The organism is Nocardia sp. NPDC055321 (assembly GCF_053645575.1).
In genome coordinates, this window is sequence record NZ_JBSHMS010000020.1 from 51,930 (window position 1) to 75,340 (window position 23,411).

A 23,411-nucleotide genomic window follows, 5' to 3' on the forward strand; every position below is an offset into this window, starting at 1 on the left:
CGCACGCGACTCTCGTCGCCGCGGCGGCCGTTGAACCGCGCCCGATTCCGCCGTCTCGCCGTACCCGCGGCCCGGATCGGGTGACGTGACCGACACCGCCCCCAAGGCCCGGAAGAGCCGCGCCCCCAAGGCCGCTCCCATTCCGGCCACCCTGCCCGAATGGCTGGCCGCGCTCAGCGACGACCATCTCGTCGCGCTGTTGCAGCTGCGACCGGATCTGGCCGTTCCGCTCCCCGGCACCATGGCGGTGCTGGCGGGCCGGACCGAACAGCGGGCCTCGGTGCTGCGGGCCACCGACGAGTTCGACACCCTCGATTTCGCGATCATCGAGACCCTGGCGGTGCAGGGCGCGGCGGACACGCGCAACGGCGCCCCCGTGCCCCGGCCGCGCCTGCGCGAACTGCTGGGCGATCGGGTCACCGTCACCGCGCTGAACGCCAGTGTGGACAAGCTGCGCGCCCGCGCGATCATCTGGGGCGCGGACGCCGAACTGCATCTCACCCCGGCCGCCCAGGAGGCGCTGCCGTGGCCGCTGGGCAGCACCACCGAACTCCCCGGCGCGCTCACCGAAGCCGAGATCGCCGCGGCGCTGGGCGAATTGAGCCCTCAGGAACGCGGCCTGCTGGAGAAGCTGGCCACCACCGGACCGCGCGGGCGCACCCGCGACGCGGCGCCCGGCACCCCGGCGGATCGGCCGGTCCCCCGGCTGCTGGCGCTGCGGCTGCTGCACCGGATCGACGACGAGACCGTCGAGCTGCCCGTCTCGGTGGGTCAGGTGCTGCGCGCGGAGCCGGTCACCGATCCGCACGCGCTCACCGCACCCAAGCCCGCGCTGATCAAACTCGCCGCCGCCGACGTGAACGCGGCGGCCGCGGGTGAGGTCGGAGAACTGCTGCGGCACAGCGCTTCCGTGCTCGAGATACTGGGCCAGGCGCCCGCTCCGGTACTGCGCTCGGGCGGGCTCGGCGTGCGCGAGGCCCGGCGCCTGGTCAAGCAGACCGGGGTGGACGAACAGCGGATCGGCCTGCTCGCCGAGGTGCTGACGGCCGCGCGACTACTCGACCGGGGCACCCCCGAACCTGCCCCGGACGCGGGCGACGACGATTTCTGGGCGCCCACCGCGATCTCGGACGCCTGGCTGGCCGTGCCGCCGGCCCGGCGCTGGGTGATGCTGGCCCAGGCCTGGCTGGAGCTGGACCGCTTCCCGTGGATGATCGGGCTGCGCGACGCCAACGACAAACCGCTGGCCGCGCTCTCGCCGGAACTGCGGAACGCGCACGCGGTGCGCGATCGCCGCGCCATCCTGAGCCTGCTGGCCGAATACCCCACCGGCACCACCGTTTCCACCGCGGATCTGAGCCGTGCGCTGGCCTGGCGGCAGCCGCGGTGGCGGCGGCACTACCGCGCGGAGGCGGTGGAGCGGACCCTGGCCGAGGCGCAGGCGCTGGGCCTGGTGGCGCGCGGCGCGATCACCTCGGCGGGCCGGGCACTGCTGCACGGTAGCCCGGAGGACGCGGAGTCCGAGATGACGGCCGCGCTGCCCGCGCCCGTGGATCACGTACTGGTGCAGGCGGATCTGACGATCATCGCGCCCGGGCCGCTGGTTCCCGACCTGCAGGACCGGATGTCCCTGGTGGCCGACGTCGAATCCGCCGGCGCGGCGACGGTGTACCGGGTGAGCGAGAACTCGGTGCGGCGCGCGCTCGACGCAGGCGCGACCGCCGCCGAACTGCACCACCTGTTCACCACCCACTCCCGCACCCCGGTGCCGCAGGCGCTGACCTATCTGATCGACGATGTCGCGCGCAGGCACGGGCGGCTGCGCGCGGGCATGGCGCAATCCTTCGTGCGCAGCGAGGATCCCGCGCTGCTGGCCGAGGTGCTGGCCGCGCCCGTCGCCGGTGAGCTGGCGCTGCGGGCCGTCGCGCCGACCGTCGCGATCTCGCAGGCTTCGCTGGGTGAGGTGCTGGAGAAACTGCGGGCCGCCGGCTTCAGCCCCGCGGGTGAGGACTCCTCGGGCGCGATCGTCGACCTGCGCGCGCGGGGCGCCCGGATCGCCGGGCGCGGGCAGCCCAGGCAGCAGTGGCGGCCCAATCCGCCCTCCCCCGAACAACTCCGGTCGCTGGTCGCCGAACTGCGCGCCGGTGAGCGCGCGGCCCATGCCCGGGGCGGGCAGACGGTGCGCGCGGACGGATCGCGCACGACCACCACCGCCACGCTGAACCTGCTGCAGCTGGCCGCCCGCACCCGCCGCAGCGTGCACATCAGCTACGTGGACGCCGCGGGCGTGGCCACCCAGCGCGTGGTCGAACCCCTCAACATCACCAGCGGCCAGCTCGACGCCGTCGATCCGGTGAGCGGCGCGGTCCGCCAGTTCACCCTGCACCGGATCGCCTCGGTCGCCCTGGTGGACTAGAGACCGTCCGTGAACGCCGAAACCCCGGCGGCCGCGTCGATGGGACGCTGCCGCCGGGGTTCGGCGAAACCGGAGTAGCGCGGGGTCTCGGCGTGCAGCCGCCTGCGCCTTCGGGGTTCGGGGGCCAAGCCCGCGGCACTCCCGAGAACCGGGTCTAGCCCTTGGGGTTGCCGAGGCAGAAGGTGATCTTGGCTTCGGTCAGGGCGTGGAAGTTGGTGTCCGTGGCCGGGTCGCACAGGAACTCGTCGGCCTGGCCGTCGACCCGCTTGGTGACCTTGAAGCTGGCCTCGGGCGCGCTGCAATCCACGAACTTGTAACCGGTGGTGGGGCTTTCGTTGTAGCAGGCGCCCTCCTTGAAGTTGGGCGTCAAGCACAGGAACGCGGTGGTGCCACCGTTGAGCGTCTCCTCGTAGGAGGTCTGCTCCTCCTTGCACTCGGTCTTGGTGTCGAAGACCGAGGCGATCTTGTAGACCGCCTTCTCCGAGGAGCAGTCGATCGGCTCGGTCTTGGAGTCGACCATCGAGCCCTCGATGACGTTGATGCAGTCACCGACCTTCGACTTGGCGGTCTCGGATTTACTGGCGTCCTTGATCATGGAACACCCGGTGACGGCCAACATTGCCACGGCCATCGCCACCAGGGCGACGACGAGGCGCGTGATCAGCCTCGTACCTGCGAACTTCACGTGCGAAAACCTTTCTCACCGAACCATTCACGGCTGCCGTGAACGCGGTGAGGATACCTGTGCGGGATCGGAGGCCGCAGCACCGCGGCCACCTGTTTCCGACGTGGGAGCCGAAGATCTCAGAGCATGGACAGTCCGCGCATACCCAACCAGGCGTAACCGAGCATCATCGGGAGCAGTTGGGTGAACAGCTGCGGGCTGAAGGCGATCATGTGTTCCCTCTCGATCTGGGCGCGTGTCCAACAGAGGCGCTTCGCACGTGTGTCGTTCCCGGGCGAACGGTCGTTACACCCGCGAACAAGAAAATTCCCCCGGTCAACGACCGGATCCGCTGCCGCCCGACCCCGAGCCCCCGGAACCGGAGCCCGAGCCCGAATCCGCGGACCCCGAACCGGATCCGGAATCGGCCGAGCCCGCGGACGAACCGCCCGAACCGGTGCCGACGGGCCCGGTGGGCACGGTCGCGCCCGGCGACCCCGGCCGGTTGATGTAGACGCTGACCGGACCCGCGCCGTTCGCGGTCACGGTCACCACGCGCGCGCCGGGCGCGGAGGTCACCGTGCCGCCGTCCACCCGCACCTCGTAGCCGCCCGGGTAGTGCAGATCCGACACGTAGATCTCGGTCGGCGCGGCGAGCGCGCGCGGGGTGTAGCGGTAGGCGAAATCGCCGTCCTCCGCGTCGAAGATCATGCGCCCGGGCGTGCCCGCGGTCGCGCGGGGATAGGTGCGCACGAGTTCGCGGCCGATATCGCCGAGGAACGGGTCCGGGCGCGGGCCGCCCGCGCCGAACCGCGAGGAGTAGTGCCAGTACTGCCAGCCGATGAAACGCTCGTCGGCCCGTTTCATGGTGTTGCGCAGCACGGTCGGATCACCGTCGCCGAATTCGGTGATCACGGTGGGTATGTCGGTGCGCGCGGCGAAGGCGTCGATGTTGCCCCAGGTCTTGTCCTGCTGCACCGGGCACAGACCGCGCAGGAACGCGGGCAGGCCGAGGTAGATGGCGAGCTGACTCGGGATGCAGTAGTCGTGCGGGGCGAAAGCGATCTGTGGCGAGGTGATCGGCGGATTCTTGCCCAGATTCGTGGGCATGGTCTCGTTCCAGGTCACGTTGGGCTCCCAGAACACCATGATGTCGCCGTTGCGCGCCCGCACGGCGTCGGTCAGCTTCTGCATGGCGGCTTGATATTTGGCGTCGAAGCCCGGGCAGCCGTTGGGAAAGCAGGACAGGAACGCCGTGCCGGGCCACGGCTCGTTGATGAGCTCGATGCCGAGCACCCCGGCGCGGCCCGACATCTCGGCGGCCAGCGCGCCGAGCGCCTGGCCCAGGTAGTCGAGGATGCCGTCGTCGTTGTTCCACACCTCGTCCCAGCCCAGGTTCATGCTGGGCATGAGGTAGTAGAGCGGGAAGCCGAGGTTGGGTTCGAGGGCGCTCGGCCGCGAGCTCAGCGACCATTCGGGAAAACCGTTGCCGCCCCAGATCTTCGACAGTCCGTCCTGATGGTTGTCGAGCAGGGTGTGGATGCCGTGTTGCGCCAGGGTGTCCACGACCGTGCCGACGCGATCGAGGTAGGCGGTGTCGATCACGCCACGGGCCGGCATGAGGCCGTCGAAAGAGACCCCGAGCCGCACGGTGTTGAAGCCGTGCCCGGCCAGCAGCGCCGCGTCCTGATCGGTGAGGGTGAAGCCGTCTCCGAGTTCGACGTAGGGCGCGTCCTTGTCGACGTTGTTCACCCCGTGCAGCAGCACGACGCGGCCGGCGTCGTCGACGAAGTCGCTGCCCTCGATGCGCAGGGTCCCGGCGGCGGGTGTGGCGCTCGCGGGTGGTGGTGCGGTCAGCAGCGCGGCGCCGAGCGCCGCGGTTATCAGGCCCGCCGTCCATCGTCCGGCCCGGTGTCCCCTGCGCATCGGCTACCCCTGTTCAGGTTTTCGCCGCCCGGTCTCGTGAATCGGGCGGTGTAGATCAATCGTCCAACTTGGACAGGTGCCCAAGTTGGGAGTGATCGTAGCCACGGAAACTGGGGTCTTGATCGTTTCGGCCGAAATACTCGCGGCGATGCGGGCGTTGTCCACCCTCGACGACGACGCCGCGGCCCCGCCGCCCGGCGCCCCGATCGCCGGCGGGGCACGCGCCCGGCGCGGATTCTGCCGCGCTCCCGCACGAGTTCGCCCCACCGCGCTCCGCGCGCGGGTCTGTCGGCGCGATCAGGAACAATGGACAGCGGCCCGATCGGGTCCGACAAGCCAGGAGGTGCCGTGACCGATTCGGTCCAGGGTCCGCTCATCGTTCAAAGCGACAAGACACTACTGCTGGAGATCGACCACGCCGCGGCCAACGCCGCCCGGCAGGCCATCGCACCCTTCGCCGAGCTCGAACGCGCACCCGAGCACGTGCACACCTATCGCATCACCCCGCTGGCGCTGTGGAACGCGCGCGCGGCCGGGCACGACGCCGAGCAGGTGGTGGACGCGCTGGTGAAGTACTCCCGGTACGCCGTCCCGCAGCCGCTGCTGGTGGACATCGTCGACACCATGGCCCGGTACGGCCGGCTGCAGCTGGTGAAGAACCCCGCGCACGGCCTGACCCTGGTGAGCCTGGATCGCGCGGTGCTGGAGGAGGTGCTGCGGCACAAGAAGCTCGCGCCCATGTTCGGCGCACGCGTGGACGAGGACACCGTGGTGGTGCATCCCTCCGAGCGCGGCCGCATCAAGCAGATGCTGCTCAAGATCGGCTGGCCGGCCGAGGACCTGGCCGGGTACGTCGACGGCGAGGCGCACACCATCGACCTGGACTACTCCGGCGGCGACTGGCACCTGCGCGACTATCAGGAACTGGCCGCAGACTCGTTCTGGGCGGGCGGGTCCGGCGTGGTGGTGCTGCCCTGCGGCGCGGGCAAGACCATGGTCGGCGCGGCCGCGATGGCCAAGGCGAAGGCGACCACGCTGATCCTGGTCACCAATACCGTGGCCGGGCGGCAGTGGCGGCGCGAGCTGCTCGCGCGCACCTCGCTCACCGAGGACGAGATCGGCGAGTACTCCGGCGAGCGCAAGGAGATCCGGCCGGTCACCATCGCCACGTACCAGGTGATCACGCGCAAGTCCAAGGGCGAGTACCGGCACCTGGAGCTGTTCGACAGCCGCGACTGGGGTCTGGTCATCTACGACGAGGTGCACCTGCTGCCCGCGCCGGTCTTCCGCATGACAGCGGATCTGCAGTCGCGACGCCGGCTCGGGCTGACCGCCACGCTCGTGCGCGAGGACGGCCGCGAGGGCGACGTGTTCTCGCTCATCGGACCCAAGCGCTACGACGCGCCGTGGAAGGACATCGAGGCGCAGGGCTGGATCGCCCCGGCGGACTGCGTGGAGGTCCGGGTGACCCTCACCGACGCCGAGCGCATGGCGTACGCGGTCGCCGAGCCGGAGGAGCGCTACAAGCTGTGCTCGACCGCGCGCACCAAACTGCCGGTGGTGGAATCGATTCTGGCCCGGCACCAGGGTTCGCCGAGCCTGGTGATCGGGGCGTACCTGGATCAGCTCGAGGAGCTGGGCGAGCATCTGAACGCGCCCGTCATCCAGGGGTCGACCCGCACCAAGGAACGCGAGGAGCTCTTCGACGCCTTCCGGCGCGGGGAGATCCCGGTGCTCGTGGTGTCCAAGGTCGCGAACTTCTCCATCGATCTACCCGAAGCCTCTGTGGCGGTGCAGGTTTCGGGCACTTTCGGCTCGCGCCAGGAGGAGGCGCAGCGGCTCGGGCGGTTGCTGCGGCCCAAACAGGACGGCGGTCAGGCGCACTTCTACTCGGTGGTCGCGCGCGACACGCTCGACGCCGAATACGCCGCGCACCGGCAGCGTTTCCTGGCCGAGCAAGGGTATGCCTACCGCATCACCGATGCGGACGACCTGCTGGGGCCGACGTTAGGATAACTGGAGAAACAGCCTCCAGTAGGCGGGAGGGAACGCACGTGCGACGCTTCGAATTCGCGGTGGACCGTGAGCATGCCCGGGCGGTCAACGAAGTCGTGGCGGATCTGCGGCGCCTGCGAGTGGTGGCCATCGGCGCGGCCGTGCTGCTCGGTGTCGGCACCGCGTACCTGATCTGGCTGGATCATCCGTGGTCGTACCTGCTGGCGGTGGCCTTCGCGCTGGGCGCGGCGACCTCGCTGTTCATCGGACTGTGGACCCCGCACCGGGGGCGGGTCGACAAGCTGTACGCCGCAGGCGAACTCGTGCCCGCGGTGGTGTCGGAGATCAACGGCCGCGGGGTCGTGCTGCTGGCGCTGGTGAAGCTGGCCAAGGCCGGGGCGGACGGGCCGCGCTACGCGCTGGTGACCCGTTCGGTGCGCACGCTGCCCGGCCATCACGCCCGCGCCGGGGAGCGGGTGCCCGCGGTGACGGTCCGGGTGGACCGGGCGCCGGGTTCGGTCGATCTGCGCCAGACGGTCAGTGCCATGCCCATCGCCTGGGGCACGCGGGATCTGAACGTCATCGACCGCGCCCGCACCGCCATCCGCGAGGTGGAGTGGCAGCTGCTCACCGACAATCTGGATCTGGCCGCGAAGGTCCGCCGGGTGGATGCCAAACGGCTGCTGCTGGATCCGCAGCAGCTGCCCGGCGAGCTGCGCGGGTAGCCGGCCGCTTTCCAGCGAAAAGGCTTGTGCCGCTGAGTAGCATCGAGAGGATGATCCCCGGTGCGAATCTGGTGGCCTTCTCGCTGGCCGCCGTGGCCCTGATCGTCATTCCCGGTCCGGGCGTGCTGTTCGTCATCGGCCGCGCGCTCACCCACGGCCGCCGGGCCGCGATGTTCTCGGTGCTCGGCCATTCCGCCGGGGTGCTCGTGGTCCTGCTGTTCGTGGCCGCCGGCCTCGGTGTGGTGATCGCGGCCTCGGCCATCGCGCTCACCGTGGTGAAGCTGGCGGGTGCGCTGTATCTGATTCACCTGGGAATACAGGCGATTCGGCAGCGCCGGTCGCTGCGGGAGGCCTGGGAGTCGCCCGCCGATCCGGGTGAGGGCAAGCGGATGCTGCGGCAGGCGTTCCTGGTCGGGGTGAGCAATCCCAAGGCCATCATCTTCTTCTCGGCGGTGCTGCCGCAGTTCGTGGCGCCCGAGGGCGGGGCGGTGCCGCTGCAGCTGCTCATCTTCGGGTTGATCTTCATCGGCATCGCGCTGGTCTCGGACAGTTCGTGGGCGCTGATGGCCGGACTCGCCCGGGATTGGTTCGCGCGGTCGCCGAAGCGGCTGGAGGCCGTCGGGGGCGCGGGCGGGGTGATGATCATCGGGCTGGGCGCGAGCGTCGCGGTGTCCGGCAGCGGCAATCACTGACGGCCTCCGATCGCCCGGATCCGTGGGCCGCGCGGCGGCGGGTCCCGGGCCCGGCCGCGCGCGGCGGCTAGCATCGGGCTGGTCGGCGATGAACGCCGGAAAGGGGGTTGCGCGGCGCATGAGCGGTAGCAGGTGGCGGCGGTACACGGTGGTCGGCGTCGCGGCGCTGGCCGTGGCGGCCGCGAGCCCGGCGCGGGCGGAGGTGAGCGATCCCTTCACCGGCGCGGCCGGACTCGGTGACCCCTACTATCCGCTGGACGGCAACGGCGGATACGACGCCCGGCACTACGACGTCACCCTCGGCTATGTGCCGGACACCAAGGAGCTGACCGGCTCCACGCGTATCGACGCGACCGCCACCCAGGCCCTGCGCACCTTCAATCTCGACTACAGCGGTCCGCCGGTCTCGCGCGTGCAGGTCAACAATCTGCCGGCGTTCGCCGAGCGCACCGGCGAGCACGAACTGGTGATCACGCCGCTGCTGCCGTTGCTGCCGGGGCTGCCGTTCACGGTGCGGGTGGACTACGCGGGGGCGGTGACCGACACCGAGGGCGAGGGCTGGGTGCTCTCCCCGAGCGGCGGGGCGTTCACCGCGGGCGAGCCGCATTCGGCCAGCGCCTGGTATCCGCTCAACGACACCCCTTTGGACAAGGCCACTTTCACGCTGCACGCGACCGTGCCCGCCGAATGGGAGGTCATGTCGATCGGGGCGAAGGTGCGCGACGAGGTGCGCGGCCCGGATCGCATCGTGGATTTCGAGATGCGCCAGCCGGTGATCGGCTACCTCACCACGATCGCCGTGGACCGGTTCGAATTCCTCGAGCAGCGGCGCGCCAACGGCACCCCGCTGCTGAGCGCGTTCGCGCCCGAGGCGATGAAGGCGATGGAGACCGAGCGGCGGCTGCCGGAGATCCTGGATTTCAGCGAGGAGTTGTTTGGGCCGTACCCGTTCGACACCGCGGGCGGGATCTACGTGGACACCGAGCTCGAGTTCTCGCTCGAGACCCAGTCCCGGCCGATCTACGCGCCCTGGACCGAGCTCGACACGGTGGTGCACGAGATCGCGCATCAGTGGTGGGGCGATTCGATGTCGATCGAGCAGTGGTCCGACATCTGCCTGAACGAGTGCTTCGCCAGCTACACCGCGGACTACCTGTGGCCCGAGCGCAAGGAGGGCAAGGACGTGGACGCGATGTATCGCGAGACCCTCGACGAGTTCTACGGCAATCCCAAGTTCTGGCGGAACCCGCTCCAGAACCCCGGCGCGGGAAAGGAATTCACCTCGGTGTACTACCGGGGCCCGCTGTTCCTGCACGCGCTGCGCCGCACGGTCGGGGACCCGGTGTTCTTCCCCGCGATCCAGGAGTTCGTGAGCACGCACCGGTTCGGCAACGCCTCGATGCCGGAGTTCCGGAAGTTCATGCAGTCCAGGACGACTCACGACCTGACGGGATTCTTCGAGGCGTGGCTGGACCGCGAGGAGCCGCCCGCCGACGAGTACCTGTACCCGGGCAGCCTGCACCTGTAGTTCCCGAATACGTTCGGCCGCAATGTGATCACCCGGCACGGGTCGTGGGGCTCGTGCCGGTCGAACCGAAGCAGATCGGCCCGCACCGGAAGCCGCCGCGGGCGTGGCCCCCTCAGGCGGGCAGCGGGCGGGTGCGGTCGGTGGCGACCAGCGCGGCCATCGCGCCGAGCACCGTTCCGGTGACGTAGCGCTGGGCGCGCAGCCAGAGCGGGCGGCCGCCGAGGAAGGTCGCGACGGCGCCCGCGCTGAGCACGATGAGGGCGTTCACGGTCAGCGCGACCGTGATCTGCACCGCGCCCAGCGACAGGCTCTGCAACCACACGTGCCCGTTGGCGGGCGCCACGAACTGCGGGATCAGCGCCATGTACATGATGGCGATCTTGGGGTTGAGCAGGTTGGTGACCAGGCCCATGGTGAACAGCCGCCGCGCCGGGTCGGCGGGCAGCGCGGCCGGCGCGAACGCCGAGACCCCGCCCGGCCGCAGCGTTTTCCACGCCAGCCAGCCCAGGTAGGCGGCCCCCGCCAGCTTGAGCGCCAGATACAGGCCCGGCACGACGGCGAACACCGCCGTGATCCCGGCCGTCGCCGCCGCCAGGTAGACCGCGAATCCCACCGCGACACCCGCGAGGGAGACGAATCCGGCCCGCCGCCCCTGCGACACGGTCCGCGACACCAGATACATCATGTTCGGCCCCGGCGTCAGCACCATCCCCAGCGCCGCCGCCGCAACCCCGAGCACCGCCGCAGTTCCGATCATGGTTCGATCCTGCGCCCCCGGACCCCGGACTGTCGCGGTCCAGTCCGCGGCCACTGGACCCGCCGAGGGCGGTCGTGGCCGCAGCCGGGGAGCGGCATATCGGCGCGCACCCCCGCTGGGGCAGGTACCCGCACACACCCTCGACGCGCCGAGACATCCGGCTCGCCACGCGACGGCGGTTCACGCGTGATCAGTCACACCACTGCCTCTCCCCCGAGCAGGCAGCGGCAGGCCCTCGGACACACATCAGAGATCCAGGTCGCCACTCAGCGCCGGATCACCATGCGGGGCGGGCGGTTACCTCGCGTTGACGGCCCTCTACCGACCAGGTGGCCGCACGCCCCCGGCTGCCCGGGCGCGAGGATCCCGGTGACCACACCGCGGCGGATCACCTTGCCGGGCGCTCGACTACCTTGTCGCGACGGACTTTCCGGCGCGGAGGCGGCGGACGCCCTCGGCGATCGTCTCTTCCTTCTTGCAGAAGGTGAAGCGCACCAGGTGGTTCCAGCTCGGTTTGTCGTCGGCGAAGACGCTCACCGGGACCGCGGCCACGCCGAGGCGGGCGGGGAGCTCACGGCAGAAGTCGTAGGCGTCGCTCGCACCCAGGGGGGTGATGTCGGCGCAGACGAAATAGGTTCCGTCGCTGCGCTTCACGCCGAAACCGGCCTCGGCCAGGGCGGCGGACAGGCGCAGGCGCTTCTCGGAGATGGTGTCGCGCAGGGCCTCGACCCAGTGCTGTTCGTGGGTCAGGGCGTGCGCGATCGCGGGCTGGAAGGGGCCGCCGCCGACGAAGGTGAGGAACTGCTTCGCGGCCAGCACCGCGTCCAGCAGCGGGGCCGGAGCGCAGGCCCAGCCGATCTTCCAGCCGGTGACGCTGAAGGTCTTGGCGGCGCTGGAGATCACGACGGTGCGCTCGTACATGCCGGGCAGGGTCGAGATGCTGTGGTGCGCGTGCCCGTCGAACACCAGGTGCTCGTACGCCTCGTCGGACATGACGTAGAGGTCGTGCTCGATGGCCAGCGCCGCGATGGCGGACAGGTCGGCCCGCGAGAGCACGGTTCCGGTCGGGTTGTGCGGCGAATTCACCAGCAGCATACGGGTTTTCGGGGTGATGGCGGCGCGCAGGCTGTCCAGGTCGAGCGCGAAGCCGTCGCCGTCGGGCACGAGCCGGGCGGTGCGGCGGTGCGCGCCCGCGAGTGCGACGGCGGCCGCGTAGGAGTCGTAGTAGGGCTCGATGAGCACCACCTCGTCGCCGGGCTCGACCAGGCCGAGAATGGTCGCCGCGATCGCCTCGGTCGCGCCGACCGTCACCAGGATCTGGCTGTCCGGGTCGTAGTGCGTGCCGTAGCGCCGGGCCCGGTCCACCGCGATGGCCTGGCGCAGCGCGGGCACCCCGCGCCCGGGCGGGTACTGGTTGAAGCCGTCGGCGATGGCCTGGCGCGCCACCTCGAGCATGCCCGCGGGCCCGTCGGTGTCCGGGAAACCCTGTCCGAGATTGACCGCGCCGTGCCGGACGGCGAGCTCGGTCATCTCCGCGAAGATCGTCGACGCGTACGGGCGCAGCCGGGCGACGGTGGGAATCTCAGGCATGTCCGGAGAATAGTCGACTCGGGCGCCGCGGCTCGCGGCCCCGGGGCGGCTCGTCACCGGGTGGCGGCGCTCGCACCGCAGCTCAGCGCACCGGGACCGCCGGTTCCGGCATCGGGTTCCGGGTCCCGATCAGCGCGAGCTAATTCGGCAGCCGGATGCCCTTGAGCTTGGCCGGGTTCACCAGATCGTAGATGCCCCAGACCTTTCCATCGCGGACCGTGTAGCCGTAGATCCGCAGCGGGGTGCCCGGGTAGCCGTTCTCCGAGGCGCGCTCGTGAATGAGCATGCCCAGCTGTCCGTTGACCAGCACGGGTTCGAAGCCGCCGGCCAGTCGTTCGGGGTCGTGGAAGCCGTACCGGGTGCGCAGGCCCAGCCACAGGCGGGTGTTCTTCTCCGCGCCCTCCACGATGTTGATGGCCGTGCCGGTGGTGCCGCCGGCGTCGCCGATGGTGCGCGCGTCCGGATGCAGCGCGGCGATCACGCTGTTCACATCGCCCCGCAGCAGCGCCTCCAGGAACCGCTGCACGGCGAGATTGTGTTCGTCGTCCGAGACCGGTTCCGGCGTGTGCGCCAAGGCTTTCCGGGCTCGCACCGCCAATTGCCGGGCGGCCTCGACCGAGATGTCGAGCACGTCGGCGATCTCGTCGAACGGCACGCCGAACCCGTCGTGCAGCACGAAGGCCACCCGCTGCGGCGGGGTCAGCGCGTCCATCACCACCAGCGCGGCGAAACGACAGTCCTGTTTGCGCACCAGCGCGGCCAGCGGATCGGGGGTGCTCGACGGCGCGGCCGAGGTGACGATGGGTTCGGGCAGCCACTGGCCCACGTACTGTTCGCGGCGCGCGGCGGCGCTGCGCAGCCGGTCCAGGCAGATGCGGCTCACGACCGTGGTGAGCCAGGCCCGCAGGTCCTCGATCTCCGATTGCCGGGCCACGGCCAGGCGCAGCCAGCCCTCCTGCACCGCGTCCTCGGCGTCGGCGACACTGCCCGTGAGCCGGTAGGCCACCGACAGCAGGTGGGACCTGTGGCCTTCGAACAAGTCGGCGAGCAGAGCGGCAACCATCGCTCCGATGCTACGGAGGCGGCCCGGAACGGCCCGCACCGGACCCGCAAACCCGGTGCGCCCGTGCGCGGTTCCGTGTCAGCATGGCTCGGTGGATCCGCAGACGCTCTCGGACGGCCCGCTCCGGCTCTCCCCGCCGACCGTGCACGACATCGACGACATCACCGCCTGCTGTCAGGAGCCGTCGGTGGGCCGCTGGACCACGATGCCGGTCCCCTATCGCCGCAGCGACGCCGAGACGTTCGTGTGCGACGCGGTGATCCCGGGCTGGGCCGCGCGCACCCCCACCTGGGCGCTGCGCCTGGGTGCGCACGGGGCGGTGCGGGGCATGATCGGGCTGGGCCCCAGCGAGTCCCGGCGCGACGACGGCGCGAGCGAGATCGGCTTCTGGCTGGCGCCGGAGCTGCGCGGGCGCGGGCTCATGACCAGGGCCGTGAACCTGGTCTGCGCGGCCGGTTTCGATCCCGGCTTCCTGGGCCTGGTGCGCATCGAATGGCGGGCGCTGGCGGGCAATCACGCCTCGGCCGCGGTGGCCAGGCGCGCGGGCTTCCGCTACGAGGGCCTGCTGCGCGGCGGCACCCTCCAGCGCGGCACGCGCCACGACTGCTGGATAGCGAGCCGCCTGATCAGCGATCCCCCGGGCCCCGCCCCCGCCTGGCCGATCCCCCCGCGGCCGGCCCGATGACCGGCGAGGATCGGTTCGAATGGATCGCGCGGATGATGGACATCCGGGCGAGCGATCGGATCCTGGAGATCGGCGCGGGGTCGAGCCCGTCGGCGGCGTACCTGGCCGGTCCGTTGCGCACCGGCACGCTGGTGGCCGTCGACCGGTCCGCCACCGCGATCGCCCGGTCGGCGAAAAAGCATGCCGCCCTGCTCGATTCGGGCAGGTTGCGCCTGGTCCACGCGGATGTGCCGGACCCGGGCGCGACCGCGCTGCTCCGGGCGGCGGGCGGCCCGTTCGACCGGATCCTGGCGTGCAACGTGAATCTGTTCTGGACCCGCGACGCCGGCGGCGGACTCGCGATGGTGCGCGAGCTGCTCGCGCCCGGCGGGATCCTGTATCTCGTGTACGGCTACGGCGGGCCCGACGATCCCCCGGAAAGCCCGAAACCCGCCCCGGACAAGCTGTTCGGACACTTGTCGGCGGCGGGTTTCGATCAGCGCGTGGTGCGCGCCGGGGACCTGCTGTGCGTCATCGCCACCCTGCGGGGCGGCGAATAACACTCGGCGGCGCGGGTTTTCAGGCCTGCGCGCGGCGGCGGGCGACGGCGTCGGCCAGGCGGTCGAGCTGCTCGGCGGTGACGTTCCAGTCCAGGCAGGCGTCGGTGATGGACTGGCCGTAGGTGAGTTCCTCGGCCTTGCCCAGGGTGAGATCCTGGCGGCCGGCCACCAGGAAGCTCTCCATCATCAGGCCGACGACGGTGCGCTCGCCGCCCGCGATGCGCTCGGCGATATCGGTGACCACGTCGACCTGCTTGTTGTGGTCCTTGTTGCTGTTGCCGTGGCTGGCGTCGACCACCAGGCGCTGGGGCAGCGACGACTTCTCCAGGCGCAGCAGGGCTTCCGCGCACGAGTCGGCGTCGAAGTTGGTGCCGTTGCTGCCGCCGCGCAGGATCACGTGGCAGTCCGGGTTGCCGGCGGTGCGGATCAGCGCCGAGCGGCCGTCGAGGTCGGTGCCGGGGAAGACGTGGCTGGCCGCCGCGGCGCGCACGCCGTCGACCGCGACCTGGACGTCGCCGTCGGTGCCGTTCTTGATGCCGACCGGCATGGACAGCGCGCTGGAGAGCTGGCGGTGCACCTGGCTGGCCGCGGTGCGGGCGCCGATGGCGCCGTAGGAGACCAGGTCCGCGATGTACTGCGGGGTGATGGGATCGAGGTATTCCACGGCCATCGGCAGGCCCAGCGCGGTGATGTCCACCAGCAGCTGCCGGCCGACCTGCAGCCCGGTGTTGATGTCGAAGCTGCCGTCCAGGTGCGGGTCGTTGATCAGGCCCTTCCACCCGAGCGTGGTGCGCGGCTTCTCGAAGTAGACCCGCATGACCACGTGCAGCCGGTCGCCCAGCTCCTGCGCCTTGGCCGCGAGGCGGCGGGCGTAGTCCATCGCGGCGTCGGTGTCGTGCACCGAACACGGGCCGACGATCACCATGAGGCGGTCGTCATCGCCGTTGAGGACATCCACGGTGGCCTTGCGGCCGGCGCGCACGACATCGGCGAGGGTGTCGTCGATGGGGTGCGCGGCGCGCACATCGGCGGGCGAGAGCAGCGGGCTCACGCTCAGCGTGCGCTGGTCGTCGAGATCGGCATGCCGTGTCAGATCCGCGGCAACAGTCATGATCGTGGGTTCCTTTTCTCAGGCCGACCCACGCAGAGGATTTTCTTGCGAAACCCCGTGGAGCCGGTCTTGTATCCGGCTCGGGGTGGAGGAAGTCAGCGCAGGTTCACGCCGCTCGGCCCACCCGGGGCCGGCTGGCTAAACCAGAAATACACGCGCTGCATGTCGAGCACCGTACCAGAGAAGACACAACGTGCGTATGGCGTACGACACTGTGTCCATTGCCCTCCGCGCTGGAGCATCGGCCGAGTAGTCGGCGCGTGTGAGGGTCAGCGGCGGGTGAAGGGGAAGGTGACCTTGGTCAGTTGTTCGGAGATCTCCCAGAGGCGGCGGGCGGTCACCTCGTCCTTGGCGGCGGTGGTCGAGCCGCTGGGGGCGGGATAGCCGCGCTGGCCCAGGAAACCGCCGGGGCCGTAGAAGCGGCCGGGCTCGGCCTCGGGCGCGGTGGCGGCGTACAGGGTGGGCAGGGCGCCCATCCGGGCGCTCTGGGCGAGAACGCGATTGCCCACGGCCATCAGGACGTCGTAGAAGGAATCGGTGTGCGACTGCAGGCCGGTGGCGGCGTAGCCGGGGTGCGCGGCGAGCGAGAGCTTGGCCGACCCGGCGGCGGTCAAGCGGCGCTGGATCTCGTAGGCGAACATGAGATTCGCGAGTTTGGACTGGCCGTAGGCGGGCCAGCGCTGATAGCGGCGGTGCTCCCAGTTCGGGTCCGCGAGATCGATCTTGCCGATGGCGTGCAGGCCGCTCGACACCGTGACCACGCGATCGCGGATCCGGTCCAGCAGCAGCCCGGTCAACGCGAAATGGCCGAGATGGTTTGTGCCGAACTGGGTTTCGAACCCGTCGACGGTGCGCCCGGCGGGCACGCCCATGACACCGGCGTTGTTGATCAGCACGTCGACCGCGTCGAGCGAGTCGGCGAACTCCCGGACCGAGGCCAGGTCGGCCAGGTCCAGGCGGCGCACCTGGGCGCCGTGGCCGATCTCGTCGGCGACGCCGCGAGCCTTGATCTCGTTGCGGCAGGCCATGATCACCTGCGCGCCCGCCCGCGCCAGCGCGCCCGCGGTGACCTTGCCGAGCCCGCTGTTGGCGCCCGTCACGACGATCGTCCGACCGGTCTGATCCGGGATGTCCGCGAAGTCCCAACCACTCACCGGATCGAGTTTAGGGGGGTCCGGGTACCACCGCCGGGTGTCGAATCCAACAGGCTCGCGAGTGTCGGTAGCCGACTATTCGCCACTGGATTCAGAGCGCGGCACGAGCGGCGTGTCCACACATCTTTTACCGGCCTGCACCAGTGGGAGATGTAGCGTCCGCGACATGGACACGCTCATACTCGCGGGTTTGCTGTGCGTGCTGTTCCTGATCTTTCGGGAAAGTTCCCGGCGGTCTGTTCTGACCGGCTGGTTCCTCGCCCTCCTCGCGTGCGGCCTCCTGCTGAAGCTGCACATCACCAGCTCGCTCGGACTGGGGCTCACATGGTGACCGGCACCGCCCCCACGACCGACGCCCGGGCCACCGGCGCGCTCGGGCAGGTGCAGTACTGGCTGGCCGTGATCTTCGTGATCGGCTGGGCGGGCGTGGTCTGCGGCGGGCTCGGCTTCCAGTTCGGCAACTGGGAGTACCCGTGCCCGCTGTGCATGCTGCAGCGCTACTTCATGTTGCTGGCCGCCCTGGGCGGGGCCTACATCGTCCGCAAGGGCATGAACGGGCGCATCGCGCAGCGCGACTACGCGGTCGGCTGGGGCCTGGCCATCGTGGCCTGCTTCGGCGGCGGCTTCACCGCCTGGCGCCAGACCATGCTGCACATCCTGCCGGGCGACAAGGGGTACGGCGGTGCATATCTGGGCCTGCACCTGTACGTCTGGGCGCTGGTGCTGTTCGTCGCGGCCGTCACCACGATCGGTGTGGTGCTGGCGTTCTCGCACAGCACCGCCGCGACCGACATCCCGTCTCGCCCGCATCGCGCGATCGGCGCGGCCGCGCTCGGCTTCCTGGCGCTGGTGATCGCGGTGAATCTGGTGGCGACGTTCTTCCTGGAGGGCTTCCACTGGAAGCTGCCCGACGATCCGGCCTGCTATCAGCTGCCGCACGACCTCGGCCTGCTGCACGACGGCTGCGTGCTGCCCGACAACGCACAGTGACCCCCGCGCCGAAACAGGCACGGGGATCACCGTTTTCGCAAGAGAGTTGTCAGCTCTCAGGAGTGTGAGAGCACCTCGTCGTCGGTCATGGCGGCCACCTCGAGGTAGAGCGCGGCGACCTGGGCCAGGCGGCCCGCCTGGCCCGCGCGGCGCTCGCGATCGAGCAGTCGCGCGGTCAGGCCGGTGACGGTCCGGGCGGCGAAGAAGTCCGCCACGACCGCGTCGGGCGACTCCAGCCAATCGCGAACCCGAGCGATGACGGCGGTGGCCAGCACCGAGTCGCCGCCCAGGGCGAAGAAGTCGTCGGTCGCGCCGACCCGGTCGCGATCGAGCACGGTCGCCACGATGTCGGCCACCGCGCGCTCGGGATCGGTTGCGGGCGCGACGAATTCGCTGACCTCGTCCTCGACCGCGAGCAGCCCCGCGATGGCCTTGCGGTCCGGCTTGCCGTTCGAGGTGAAGGGCAGCTCGGCGAGCAGCTCCACCCGGCTGGGAATCATGTACGCGGGCAGCAGCTCGCCGACCGCGGTCAGCAGCTCCGGAACCGCCAGGGCCACACCGTCGTTGGGCACCACGACGGCGCTCAGCTTCGGCGCGGCGGTGCCGATGATCGCCGCGATGGCGTGCCGGACGCCGGGCAACGCGCGCAGGGCGCTCTCCACCTCGCCCAGTTCCACGCGGTAGCCACGGATCTTCACCTGGTGGTCGGCGCGGCCGAGGAACTCCAGCCCGCCGTCGGGCAGATACCGCGCGAGATCGCCGGTGCGGTACCAGTTCAGGCCCTCGTGGACGACGAAGCGGTCCGCGGTGCGCTCGGGATCGTTGCGGTAGCCCGCGGCCACGCCGTCACCGCCGATCCACAGTTCGCCGGTGACCCAGTCGGGGCAGTCGTTACCGGACGGGCCGACCACCCGGCAGCGCACGTTGCGCAGCGGGGTGCCGTAGGGCACCGCCGACCATTCGGCGGGCACCGCCGCGCCGACGACCTCGCAGATGGTGGAGTGGATGGCGGTCTCGGTCGCACCGCCCAGCCCCGCGAAACGGGCCCGCGGCGCCACCGCGGCCAGGCGGCCGGGCAGGGCCACGTCGACCCAGTCACCGCCCAGGATCACCATGCGCAGGCTGTCGAGCGGTTGTCCGGCGGCGGCCTCCAGCGTCATGTCCAGCAGGCTGGGCACGCAGTTCAGCACCGAGACGCCGTGTGCGCGCAGCAGTTCCACCCAGCGGGCCGGATCGGTGCGCTGGGTGTCGTTCACCGCGACGACCGCGCCACCGACGCTCAGCAGGCCGAAGATGTCGTACACCGACAGATCGAACTCGAGTGCGGACAGCGCCAGCGCCCGGTCCGCGACCCCGATCTCGAAGCGCTCGTTGAGATCGTCGATGGTGTTCATGGCGGCGCGATGCGGCACCTCCACGCCCTTGGGCTTGCCGGTCGAGCCGGAGGTGAACAGCACGTAGGCGATGCCCTCGGGGTCGCCGATCACCGGCTCCGCCAACGGTTCCGGGTACACGCGGGCGTCGGCGAGCGCGACGGTCGGCACCTCGGGCACCACGGCGCCGGCGGTCAGCGCCGCGACCACCGCGCCGGTGCGCAGGATCTCCGCCCGGCGCGCGGCGGGCTGGTCGAAGCCGATCGGCACGTACACGCCGCCCGCGGCCAGCACGCCCACGGTCGCCACGATCTGGTCCGGCCCCTTGGGCAGCTGCACGGCGACGGCGTCGCCGGGCCGCACACCCGCCGCCCGCAGCGCGCCCGCGATGGCCAGCGCCTGCGCGGCCAGGCCGCCGTAGGTGAGCGTTTCCACGACTCGGTCCGCGTCGGCGGACTGCCCTTGCGCCGCAGCACCGTTCGTGTGGGTGCTGCCGTTCGAGGCCACACCGGCGTCCGAGGCGACGCTGCCGTTCGCGGCCGGGCTGCCGTTCGCGGCCGCACCGCTGTTCGAGGCCGGGTTGCCGTTCGCGGCATCGACCGCCGAGCCGGCGACGATCCCCGCCACGCTCGCGTCGCGCTCCCAGATCACCGCGGGTGCACCGGGGTTCGACGCGGCGTGGTCGAACAGGCCGGTGTGCAGAGCGCGGCCGGTGACCGGGCCGTCGGTGGCGTTCACCTGGGCGCGAATCACGGCCTGTTCCAAGGGGATCCGGACCGCGGCGTCGGCGTCCCAGCCCGCGCCGCCGGCCGGGCCGAGTTCGCGGCCGTCGGCGTCCACCTCGGCCAGGCGCAGCACGGCGTCGATGTAGCGGGCGAACATGGTCTCGACCATGGCCGCGGGGAACGCGTCCGCGCGGATGTCCCAGTTCAGCAGCAGACCGCCGCCGACCTCGGTGACCTGGGCGTCCAGCAGCACCTGCGGGCCCTGGGAGATGATCCAGACCGGGTCGCCGAAGGTCTCGGTGACCTGCTCGGAGAACAGCTCGCCGAGGTTGATGGCGCTGGTGTAGACGATCGGCGCGAGCACCGGCTCACCGCGATGACGGCCCAGATCGCGCAGCACCTCGAGGCCGGAGTAGCCCGAATGCGAACCGGCGGCGTGCAATTCGCGCTGCAGGGCCTGGGCGCGCTCGGTGACGGTGGCCGGCGCGGTCACGTCGACCTCGAGCAGCACCGAGGAGGTGAAGTCGCCGACGACGCCGTCGACCCGCGGATGCACCGGTTCCCGGTGGAACAGCGGCAGATTCAGCAGGAACCGGCGCTGGGCGGACCAGCCGCCGATGGTCTCGGCGAACACCGAGGCCAGCGCCATCGCCGGGGTGATGCCGCGCGAGTGCGCGGCGGCGAACACCCGCGCCTTGGCGTCGGGCGAGAGCCGGCGGTGCAGGCGCACGGTGCGCGCGGCGGCGTCGCCCGCCGCGGTGGCGAGCGGAAGCTCGGGCGCGCCGGCGAGTTCGGGCAGTCGCCGCTGCCACCACTGCCGGTCGGCCTCGTGCTCGGGCGCGGCCGCGGCGTGCCGCTCCAGGTATTCGCGGAAGGTGTAGTCCTGCGCGGGCAGCTGCTCACCGTGGTAGAGCCGGGCGAGATCGGCGACCAGGATGCGGTAGCTCATGGCGTCGGCGGCCAGCATGTCCACGTCCAGGTGCAGGCGGGTGCGCCCGTCCGGCAGCAGGGTCAGCGCGATGTCGATGACCTGGCCGTCCTCGACCGCCATGAGCTGGTGGGTGCGCTTGTCCCGCAACTGTTCCAGCGTCCGCTCGGCGGTCTCGGCGTCGGCGGCGCGCAGGTCGGTCAGGCTCCACACCGGGCGGCCCGGGCGGTCCAGGGTCTGCTGGGTACCGTCGCCCAGGAAGCGGGTGCGCAGCATGGGGTGGCGCTGGATCAGGGCGGCGGCGGCGGTTTCCAGCCGACCGGCGTCCACGTCCGCGCCGTCGAATTCCACGTACAGGTGCGCGGCGACCGCGCCCAGCTGCTGGCCCTCACCGCGGCCGACCCAGTACGCGTGCTGCATGGGGGCGAGGCCGAAGGGGGTGCCGTCATCGGCGAACGCCGGGGCCGCGGGTTCGGCGGCCGGCTCGGCGGCGGGCGCGGCGGGTTCGTCGGAACCGCCCAGCAGCAGATGCCAGGCCGCGACGCTGGGCTCGGCGGCGAGCTGGGCGAAGTTCACCGGCAGCCCGCGCTTGCGCCAGGAGCCCGCGAGCTTCATGGTGCGGATGGAGTCCAGACCGAGTTGAATGAGGTCGTCGTGGTCGGCGATGGCGTCCGGTTCGAGGCCGAGGTGCCCGGCGACCGCGGCCCGGATCTCGTCCCTGGCGATGGTCGCGCCCGCGCCCTGCGATGACTCCATTTCCGCTGGTACTCCTTGTCTCGTGCCAATCCCGAGCCGGGATGGCCGGATGGGTTCGGAAGGAGCCTAACCCATTGAGATAGGGTTGCCTAACCTTTGTAATGAGACCCTTATCCCCTTTACGCGAGGCCTGAGCAGTGACATCGAATCCCACCGCCGCACCGGATCACCGTGCCGGCTTCGTTCCCTTTCCCCCCGAATTCGCCGAGCGGTACCGGCGCGAGGGCTACTGGGCGGGCGCCCCGCTCGGCGAGCTGCTGCGCGCCGCCGCGGCGAAGTGGCCCGAGCACACGGCCCTGGTGCCCGGCGCGGACGGCGCCGGAGCGACCTACGCCGAACTCGACGCGGCGGCCGATCGCGCGGCGCACGGGTTCCTCGCACTCGGCATCGCGCCCGGCGACCGCGTCGTGGTGCAGCTGCCCAACACCCCCGAGTTCATCACGGTGCTGTTCGGCCTGCTGCGCGCCGGCATCATCCCGGTGCTGACCCTGCCCGCGCATCGCCGGGCCGAGATCGAGCACCTCACCAACCTGTCCGGCGCGGTCGCCTACGTGATCGCGGACCGCGCGGGCGATTTCGACTACCGCGTCCTGGCCGCCGAGGTCCGGGCCGCCGCGCCCTCCCTGCGGCACGTGCTGGTGCTCGGCGATCCGGGCGAGTTCACCGATCTGAACAGCGTTCGGGCCGATGGGGATTCGCTGCCCGAGGTCGACGCCTCCGATATCGCGCTCATGCTGGTCTCCGGCGGCACGACCGGCCTGCCCAAGCTCATCGCCCGCACCCACGACGACTACACCTACAACGCGAAGGCCAGCGCCGAGGTGTGCGAACTCGGCCCCGAGGACGTCTACCTCGCGACTCTGCCGGTGGCGCACAACTTCCCACTCGCCTGCCCGGGCGTGCTCGGCACCATCGCCACCGGCGGCGCCATCGCCTTCGTCACCGATCCCAGCCCGGAGAACGCCTTCGCCGCCATCGAGCGGCACGGGGTCACCGTGACCGCCGTGGTGCCGCCGCTGGCGCAGCTGTGGTCCGCCGCGGTGGACTGGGAGGACGCGGATCTGTCGACGCTGCGCCTGCTGCAGGTCGGCGGCGCGCGACTGGCCGAAGTCAATGCGCGCGAAGTGGTTCCGGCACTGAACGTGCGGCTGCAGCAGGTCTTCGGCATGGCCGAGGGACTGCTGAACTACACCCGCGCGGAGGATTCGGACGACCTGGTGTGCACCACCCAGGGCCGCCCGCTCTCCCCCGCCGACGAGGTGCGCGTGGTCGACGGCGAGGGCAACGACGTGGCGCCGGGCGAGGAGGGCGAACTGCTGACCCGGGGTCCCTACACCCTGCGCGGGTACTACCGTGCGCCGGAACACAATGCGCGCGCGTTCACCCCCGACGGCTTCTACCGCAGCGGCGATCTGGTGCGGCAGCTGCCGAGCGGGCACCTCATCGTCTCGGGCCGCATCAAGGACGTGATCAACCGCGGCGGCGAGAATATTTCCTGCGACGAACTCGAGGAGCATCTGCTCGCCTACCCGGGCGTGCGGCACGCGGCGGCGGTCGGACTGCCCGACGCGGTGCTCGGCGAAAAGGCGTGCGCGGTACTGGTGGTCGAGGACGCGATGCCTTCGCTCGCCGAGATCAAGACCTTCCTGACCGGGCGCGGACTGGCGACCTACAAGCTGCCGGACGTGCTGCGCCAGGCCGACACGCTGCCCGTCACCGCGGTCGGCAAGATCGACAAGAAGGCACTGCGCGGGGCCTGAGACCCGCGCCGGGATACGCGCGAGCACGAAACGC

Annotated in this window: 19 protein-coding genes; 10 read left to right on the forward strand and 9 right to left on the reverse strand. The window is 71.0% G+C overall.

From position 1 onward, the window contains the following. Positions 1-85 precede the first annotated feature (85 nt). Positions 86-2,416, forward strand: a complete 2,331-nt coding sequence (locus ACWIGI_RS29325; RefSeq protein WP_454205741.1) for a helicase-associated domain-containing protein — start codon at positions 86-88, stop codon at positions 2,414-2,416. On the opposite strand, the gene ACWIGI_RS29330 is transcribed toward ACWIGI_RS29325, so the two are convergent. The 3 genes from ACWIGI_RS29330 to ACWIGI_RS29340 form a co-directional block, all read right to left on the reverse strand. Then, positions 2,413-2,544, reverse strand: coding sequence for a hypothetical protein (locus tag ACWIGI_RS29330; protein ID WP_454205743.1), 132 nt, complete (start codon positions 2,542-2,544; stop codon positions 2,413-2,415). The two genes, ACWIGI_RS29325 and ACWIGI_RS29330, sit on opposite strands and share 4 nt — an antisense overlap. A 26-nt stretch (positions 2,545-2,570) precedes the next feature. Then, positions 2,571-3,101: an LppU/SCO3897 family protein gene (locus tag ACWIGI_RS29335; RefSeq protein ID WP_454205745.1), complete on the reverse strand. Its 531-nt coding sequence runs from the start codon at positions 3,099-3,101 to the stop codon at positions 2,571-2,573. Positions 3,102-3,416: 315 nt separating this feature from the next. After that, positions 3,417-5,006 (reverse strand): endoglycoceramidase I, encoded by a 1,590-nt coding sequence (locus ACWIGI_RS29340; protein ID WP_454205747.1) that lies wholly within the window; start codon positions 5,004-5,006, stop codon positions 3,417-3,419. 348 nt (positions 5,007-5,354) lie between these two features. On the opposite strand from ACWIGI_RS29340, the gene ACWIGI_RS29345 reads away from it, so the two are divergent. The 4 genes from ACWIGI_RS29345 (at position 5,355) to ACWIGI_RS29360 (ending at position 9,946) form a co-directional block, all read left to right on the forward strand. Beyond that, positions 5,355-7,022 carry a DNA repair helicase XPB gene (locus tag ACWIGI_RS29345; protein ID WP_454205749.1) on the forward strand — a complete coding sequence of 556 codons (1,668 nt, stop codon included), beginning with the start codon at positions 5,355-5,357 and terminating at the stop codon, positions 7,020-7,022. Between the two features lie 38 nt (positions 7,023-7,060). Next, positions 7,061-7,726, forward strand: a complete 666-nt coding sequence (locus tag ACWIGI_RS29350) for a DUF3239 domain-containing protein (protein WP_454205750.1) — start codon at positions 7,061-7,063, stop codon at positions 7,724-7,726. A 50-nt stretch (positions 7,727-7,776) separates the two neighbouring features. Further along, positions 7,777-8,418 (forward strand): LysE family translocator, encoded by a 642-nt coding sequence (locus ACWIGI_RS29355; RefSeq protein WP_454205752.1) that lies wholly within the window; start codon positions 7,777-7,779, stop codon positions 8,416-8,418. A 118-nt stretch (positions 8,419-8,536) separates the two neighbouring features. Then, positions 8,537-9,946, forward strand: a complete 1,410-nt coding sequence (locus tag ACWIGI_RS29360) for a M1 family metallopeptidase (RefSeq protein ID WP_454205754.1) — start codon at positions 8,537-8,539, stop codon at positions 9,944-9,946. A 112-nt stretch (positions 9,947-10,058) separates the two neighbouring features. Here ACWIGI_RS29360 and ACWIGI_RS29365 read toward each other — a convergent pair whose 3' ends face one another. The 3 genes from ACWIGI_RS29365 to ACWIGI_RS29375 form a co-directional block, all read right to left on the reverse strand. Beyond that, complete coding sequence (locus ACWIGI_RS29365) at positions 10,059-10,703, reverse strand: LysE family translocator (protein WP_454205756.1); 645 nt, start codon at positions 10,701-10,703, stop codon at positions 10,059-10,061. Between the two features lie 408 nt (positions 10,704-11,111). Next, positions 11,112-12,293: a pyridoxal phosphate-dependent aminotransferase gene (locus ACWIGI_RS29370; protein WP_454205758.1), complete on the reverse strand. Its 1,182-nt coding sequence runs from the start codon at positions 12,291-12,293 to the stop codon at positions 11,112-11,114. Positions 12,294-12,432: 139 nt separating this feature from the next. Continuing rightward, entirely contained in the window at positions 12,433-13,356 is a 924-nt protein-coding gene (locus tag ACWIGI_RS29375; RefSeq protein WP_454205760.1) for a sigma-70 family RNA polymerase sigma factor, read from the reverse strand. Between the two features lie 91 nt (positions 13,357-13,447). Here ACWIGI_RS29375 and ACWIGI_RS29380 point away from each other — a divergent pair, with 91 nt between their 5' ends. Next, entirely contained in the window at positions 13,448-14,041 is a 594-nt protein-coding gene (locus tag ACWIGI_RS29380; RefSeq protein WP_454205762.1) for a GNAT family N-acetyltransferase, read from the forward strand. After that, positions 14,038-14,580: a class I SAM-dependent methyltransferase gene (locus ACWIGI_RS29385; RefSeq protein ID WP_454205764.1), complete on the forward strand. Its 543-nt coding sequence runs from the start codon at positions 14,038-14,040 to the stop codon at positions 14,578-14,580. The genes ACWIGI_RS29380 and ACWIGI_RS29385 overlap by 4 nt, the downstream gene beginning before the upstream one ends. 19 nt (positions 14,581-14,599) lie before the next feature. On the opposite strand, the gene ACWIGI_RS29390 is transcribed toward ACWIGI_RS29385, so the two are convergent. Together ACWIGI_RS29390 and ACWIGI_RS29395 are read right to left on the reverse strand one after the other, a co-directional pair. Further along, positions 14,600-15,691 (reverse strand): 3-deoxy-7-phosphoheptulonate synthase, encoded by a 1,092-nt coding sequence (locus ACWIGI_RS29390; RefSeq protein WP_454205766.1) that lies wholly within the window; start codon positions 15,689-15,691, stop codon positions 14,600-14,602. A gap of 269 nt (positions 15,692-15,960) precedes the next feature. Then, positions 15,961-16,845 (reverse strand): oxidoreductase, encoded by an 885-nt coding sequence (locus ACWIGI_RS29395; protein ID WP_454205767.1) that lies wholly within the window; start codon positions 16,843-16,845, stop codon positions 15,961-15,963. A 166-nt stretch (positions 16,846-17,011) separates the two neighbouring features. On the opposite strand from ACWIGI_RS29395, the gene ACWIGI_RS29400 reads away from it, so the two are divergent. Beyond that, positions 17,012-17,176: a DUF5993 family protein gene (locus ACWIGI_RS29400; protein ID WP_454205769.1), complete on the forward strand. Its 165-nt coding sequence runs from the start codon at positions 17,012-17,014 to the stop codon at positions 17,174-17,176. Further along, positions 17,173-17,835, forward strand: coding sequence for a disulfide bond formation protein B (locus ACWIGI_RS29405; protein WP_454205771.1), 663 nt, complete (start codon positions 17,173-17,175; stop codon positions 17,833-17,835). The genes ACWIGI_RS29400 and ACWIGI_RS29405 overlap by 4 nt, the downstream gene beginning before the upstream one ends. Before the next feature lie 56 nt (positions 17,836-17,891). Here ACWIGI_RS29405 and ACWIGI_RS29410 read toward each other — a convergent pair whose 3' ends face one another. Further along, positions 17,892-21,617 carry a non-ribosomal peptide synthetase gene (locus tag ACWIGI_RS29410; RefSeq protein WP_454205773.1) on the reverse strand — a complete coding sequence of 1,242 codons (3,726 nt, stop codon included), beginning with the start codon at positions 21,615-21,617 and terminating at the stop codon, positions 17,892-17,894. Positions 21,618-21,754: 137 nt separating this feature from the next. Here ACWIGI_RS29410 and ACWIGI_RS29415 point away from each other — a divergent pair, with 137 nt between their 5' ends. Then, entirely contained in the window at positions 21,755-23,377 is a 1,623-nt protein-coding gene (locus ACWIGI_RS29415; protein WP_454205775.1) for a (2,3-dihydroxybenzoyl)adenylate synthase, read from the forward strand. The last annotated feature ends 34 nt before the right edge of the window (positions 23,378-23,411 follow it).

What these genes read in the sequence shown, in the direction of transcription:
- ACWIGI_RS29340 (WP_454205747.1), bottom strand. Translation starts at nt 5,006, where the DNA reads ATGCGCAGGGGACACCGGGCCGGACGATGGACGGCGGGCCTGATAACC.
- ACWIGI_RS29355 (WP_454205752.1), top strand. Translation starts at nt 7,777, where the DNA reads ATGATCCCCGGTGCGAATCTGGTGGCCTTCTCGCTGGCCGCCGTGGCC.
- ACWIGI_RS29360 (WP_454205754.1), top strand. Translation starts at nt 8,537, where the DNA reads ATGAGCGGTAGCAGGTGGCGGCGGTACACGGTGGTCGGCGTCGCGGCG.
- ACWIGI_RS29365 (WP_454205756.1), bottom strand. Translation starts at nt 10,703, where the DNA reads ATGATCGGAACTGCGGCGGTGCTCGGGGTTGCGGCGGCGGCGCTGGGG.
- ACWIGI_RS29370 (WP_454205758.1), bottom strand. Translation starts at nt 12,293, where the DNA reads ATGCCTGAGATTCCCACCGTCGCCCGGCTGCGCCCGTACGCGTCGACG.
- ACWIGI_RS29375 (WP_454205760.1), bottom strand. Translation starts at nt 13,356, where the DNA reads ATGGTTGCCGCTCTGCTCGCCGACTTGTTCGAAGGCCACAGGTCCCAC.
- ACWIGI_RS29385 (WP_454205764.1), top strand. Translation starts at nt 14,038, where the DNA reads ATGACCGGCGAGGATCGGTTCGAATGGATCGCGCGGATGATGGACATC.
- ACWIGI_RS29390 (WP_454205766.1), bottom strand. Translation starts at nt 15,691, where the DNA reads ATGACTGTTGCCGCGGATCTGACACGGCATGCCGATCTCGACGACCAG.
- ACWIGI_RS29400 (WP_454205769.1), top strand. Translation starts at nt 17,012, where the DNA reads ATGGACACGCTCATACTCGCGGGTTTGCTGTGCGTGCTGTTCCTGATC.
- ACWIGI_RS29410 (WP_454205773.1), bottom strand. Translation starts at nt 21,617, where the DNA reads ATGGAGTCATCGCAGGGCGCGGGCGCGACCATCGCCAGGGACGAGATC.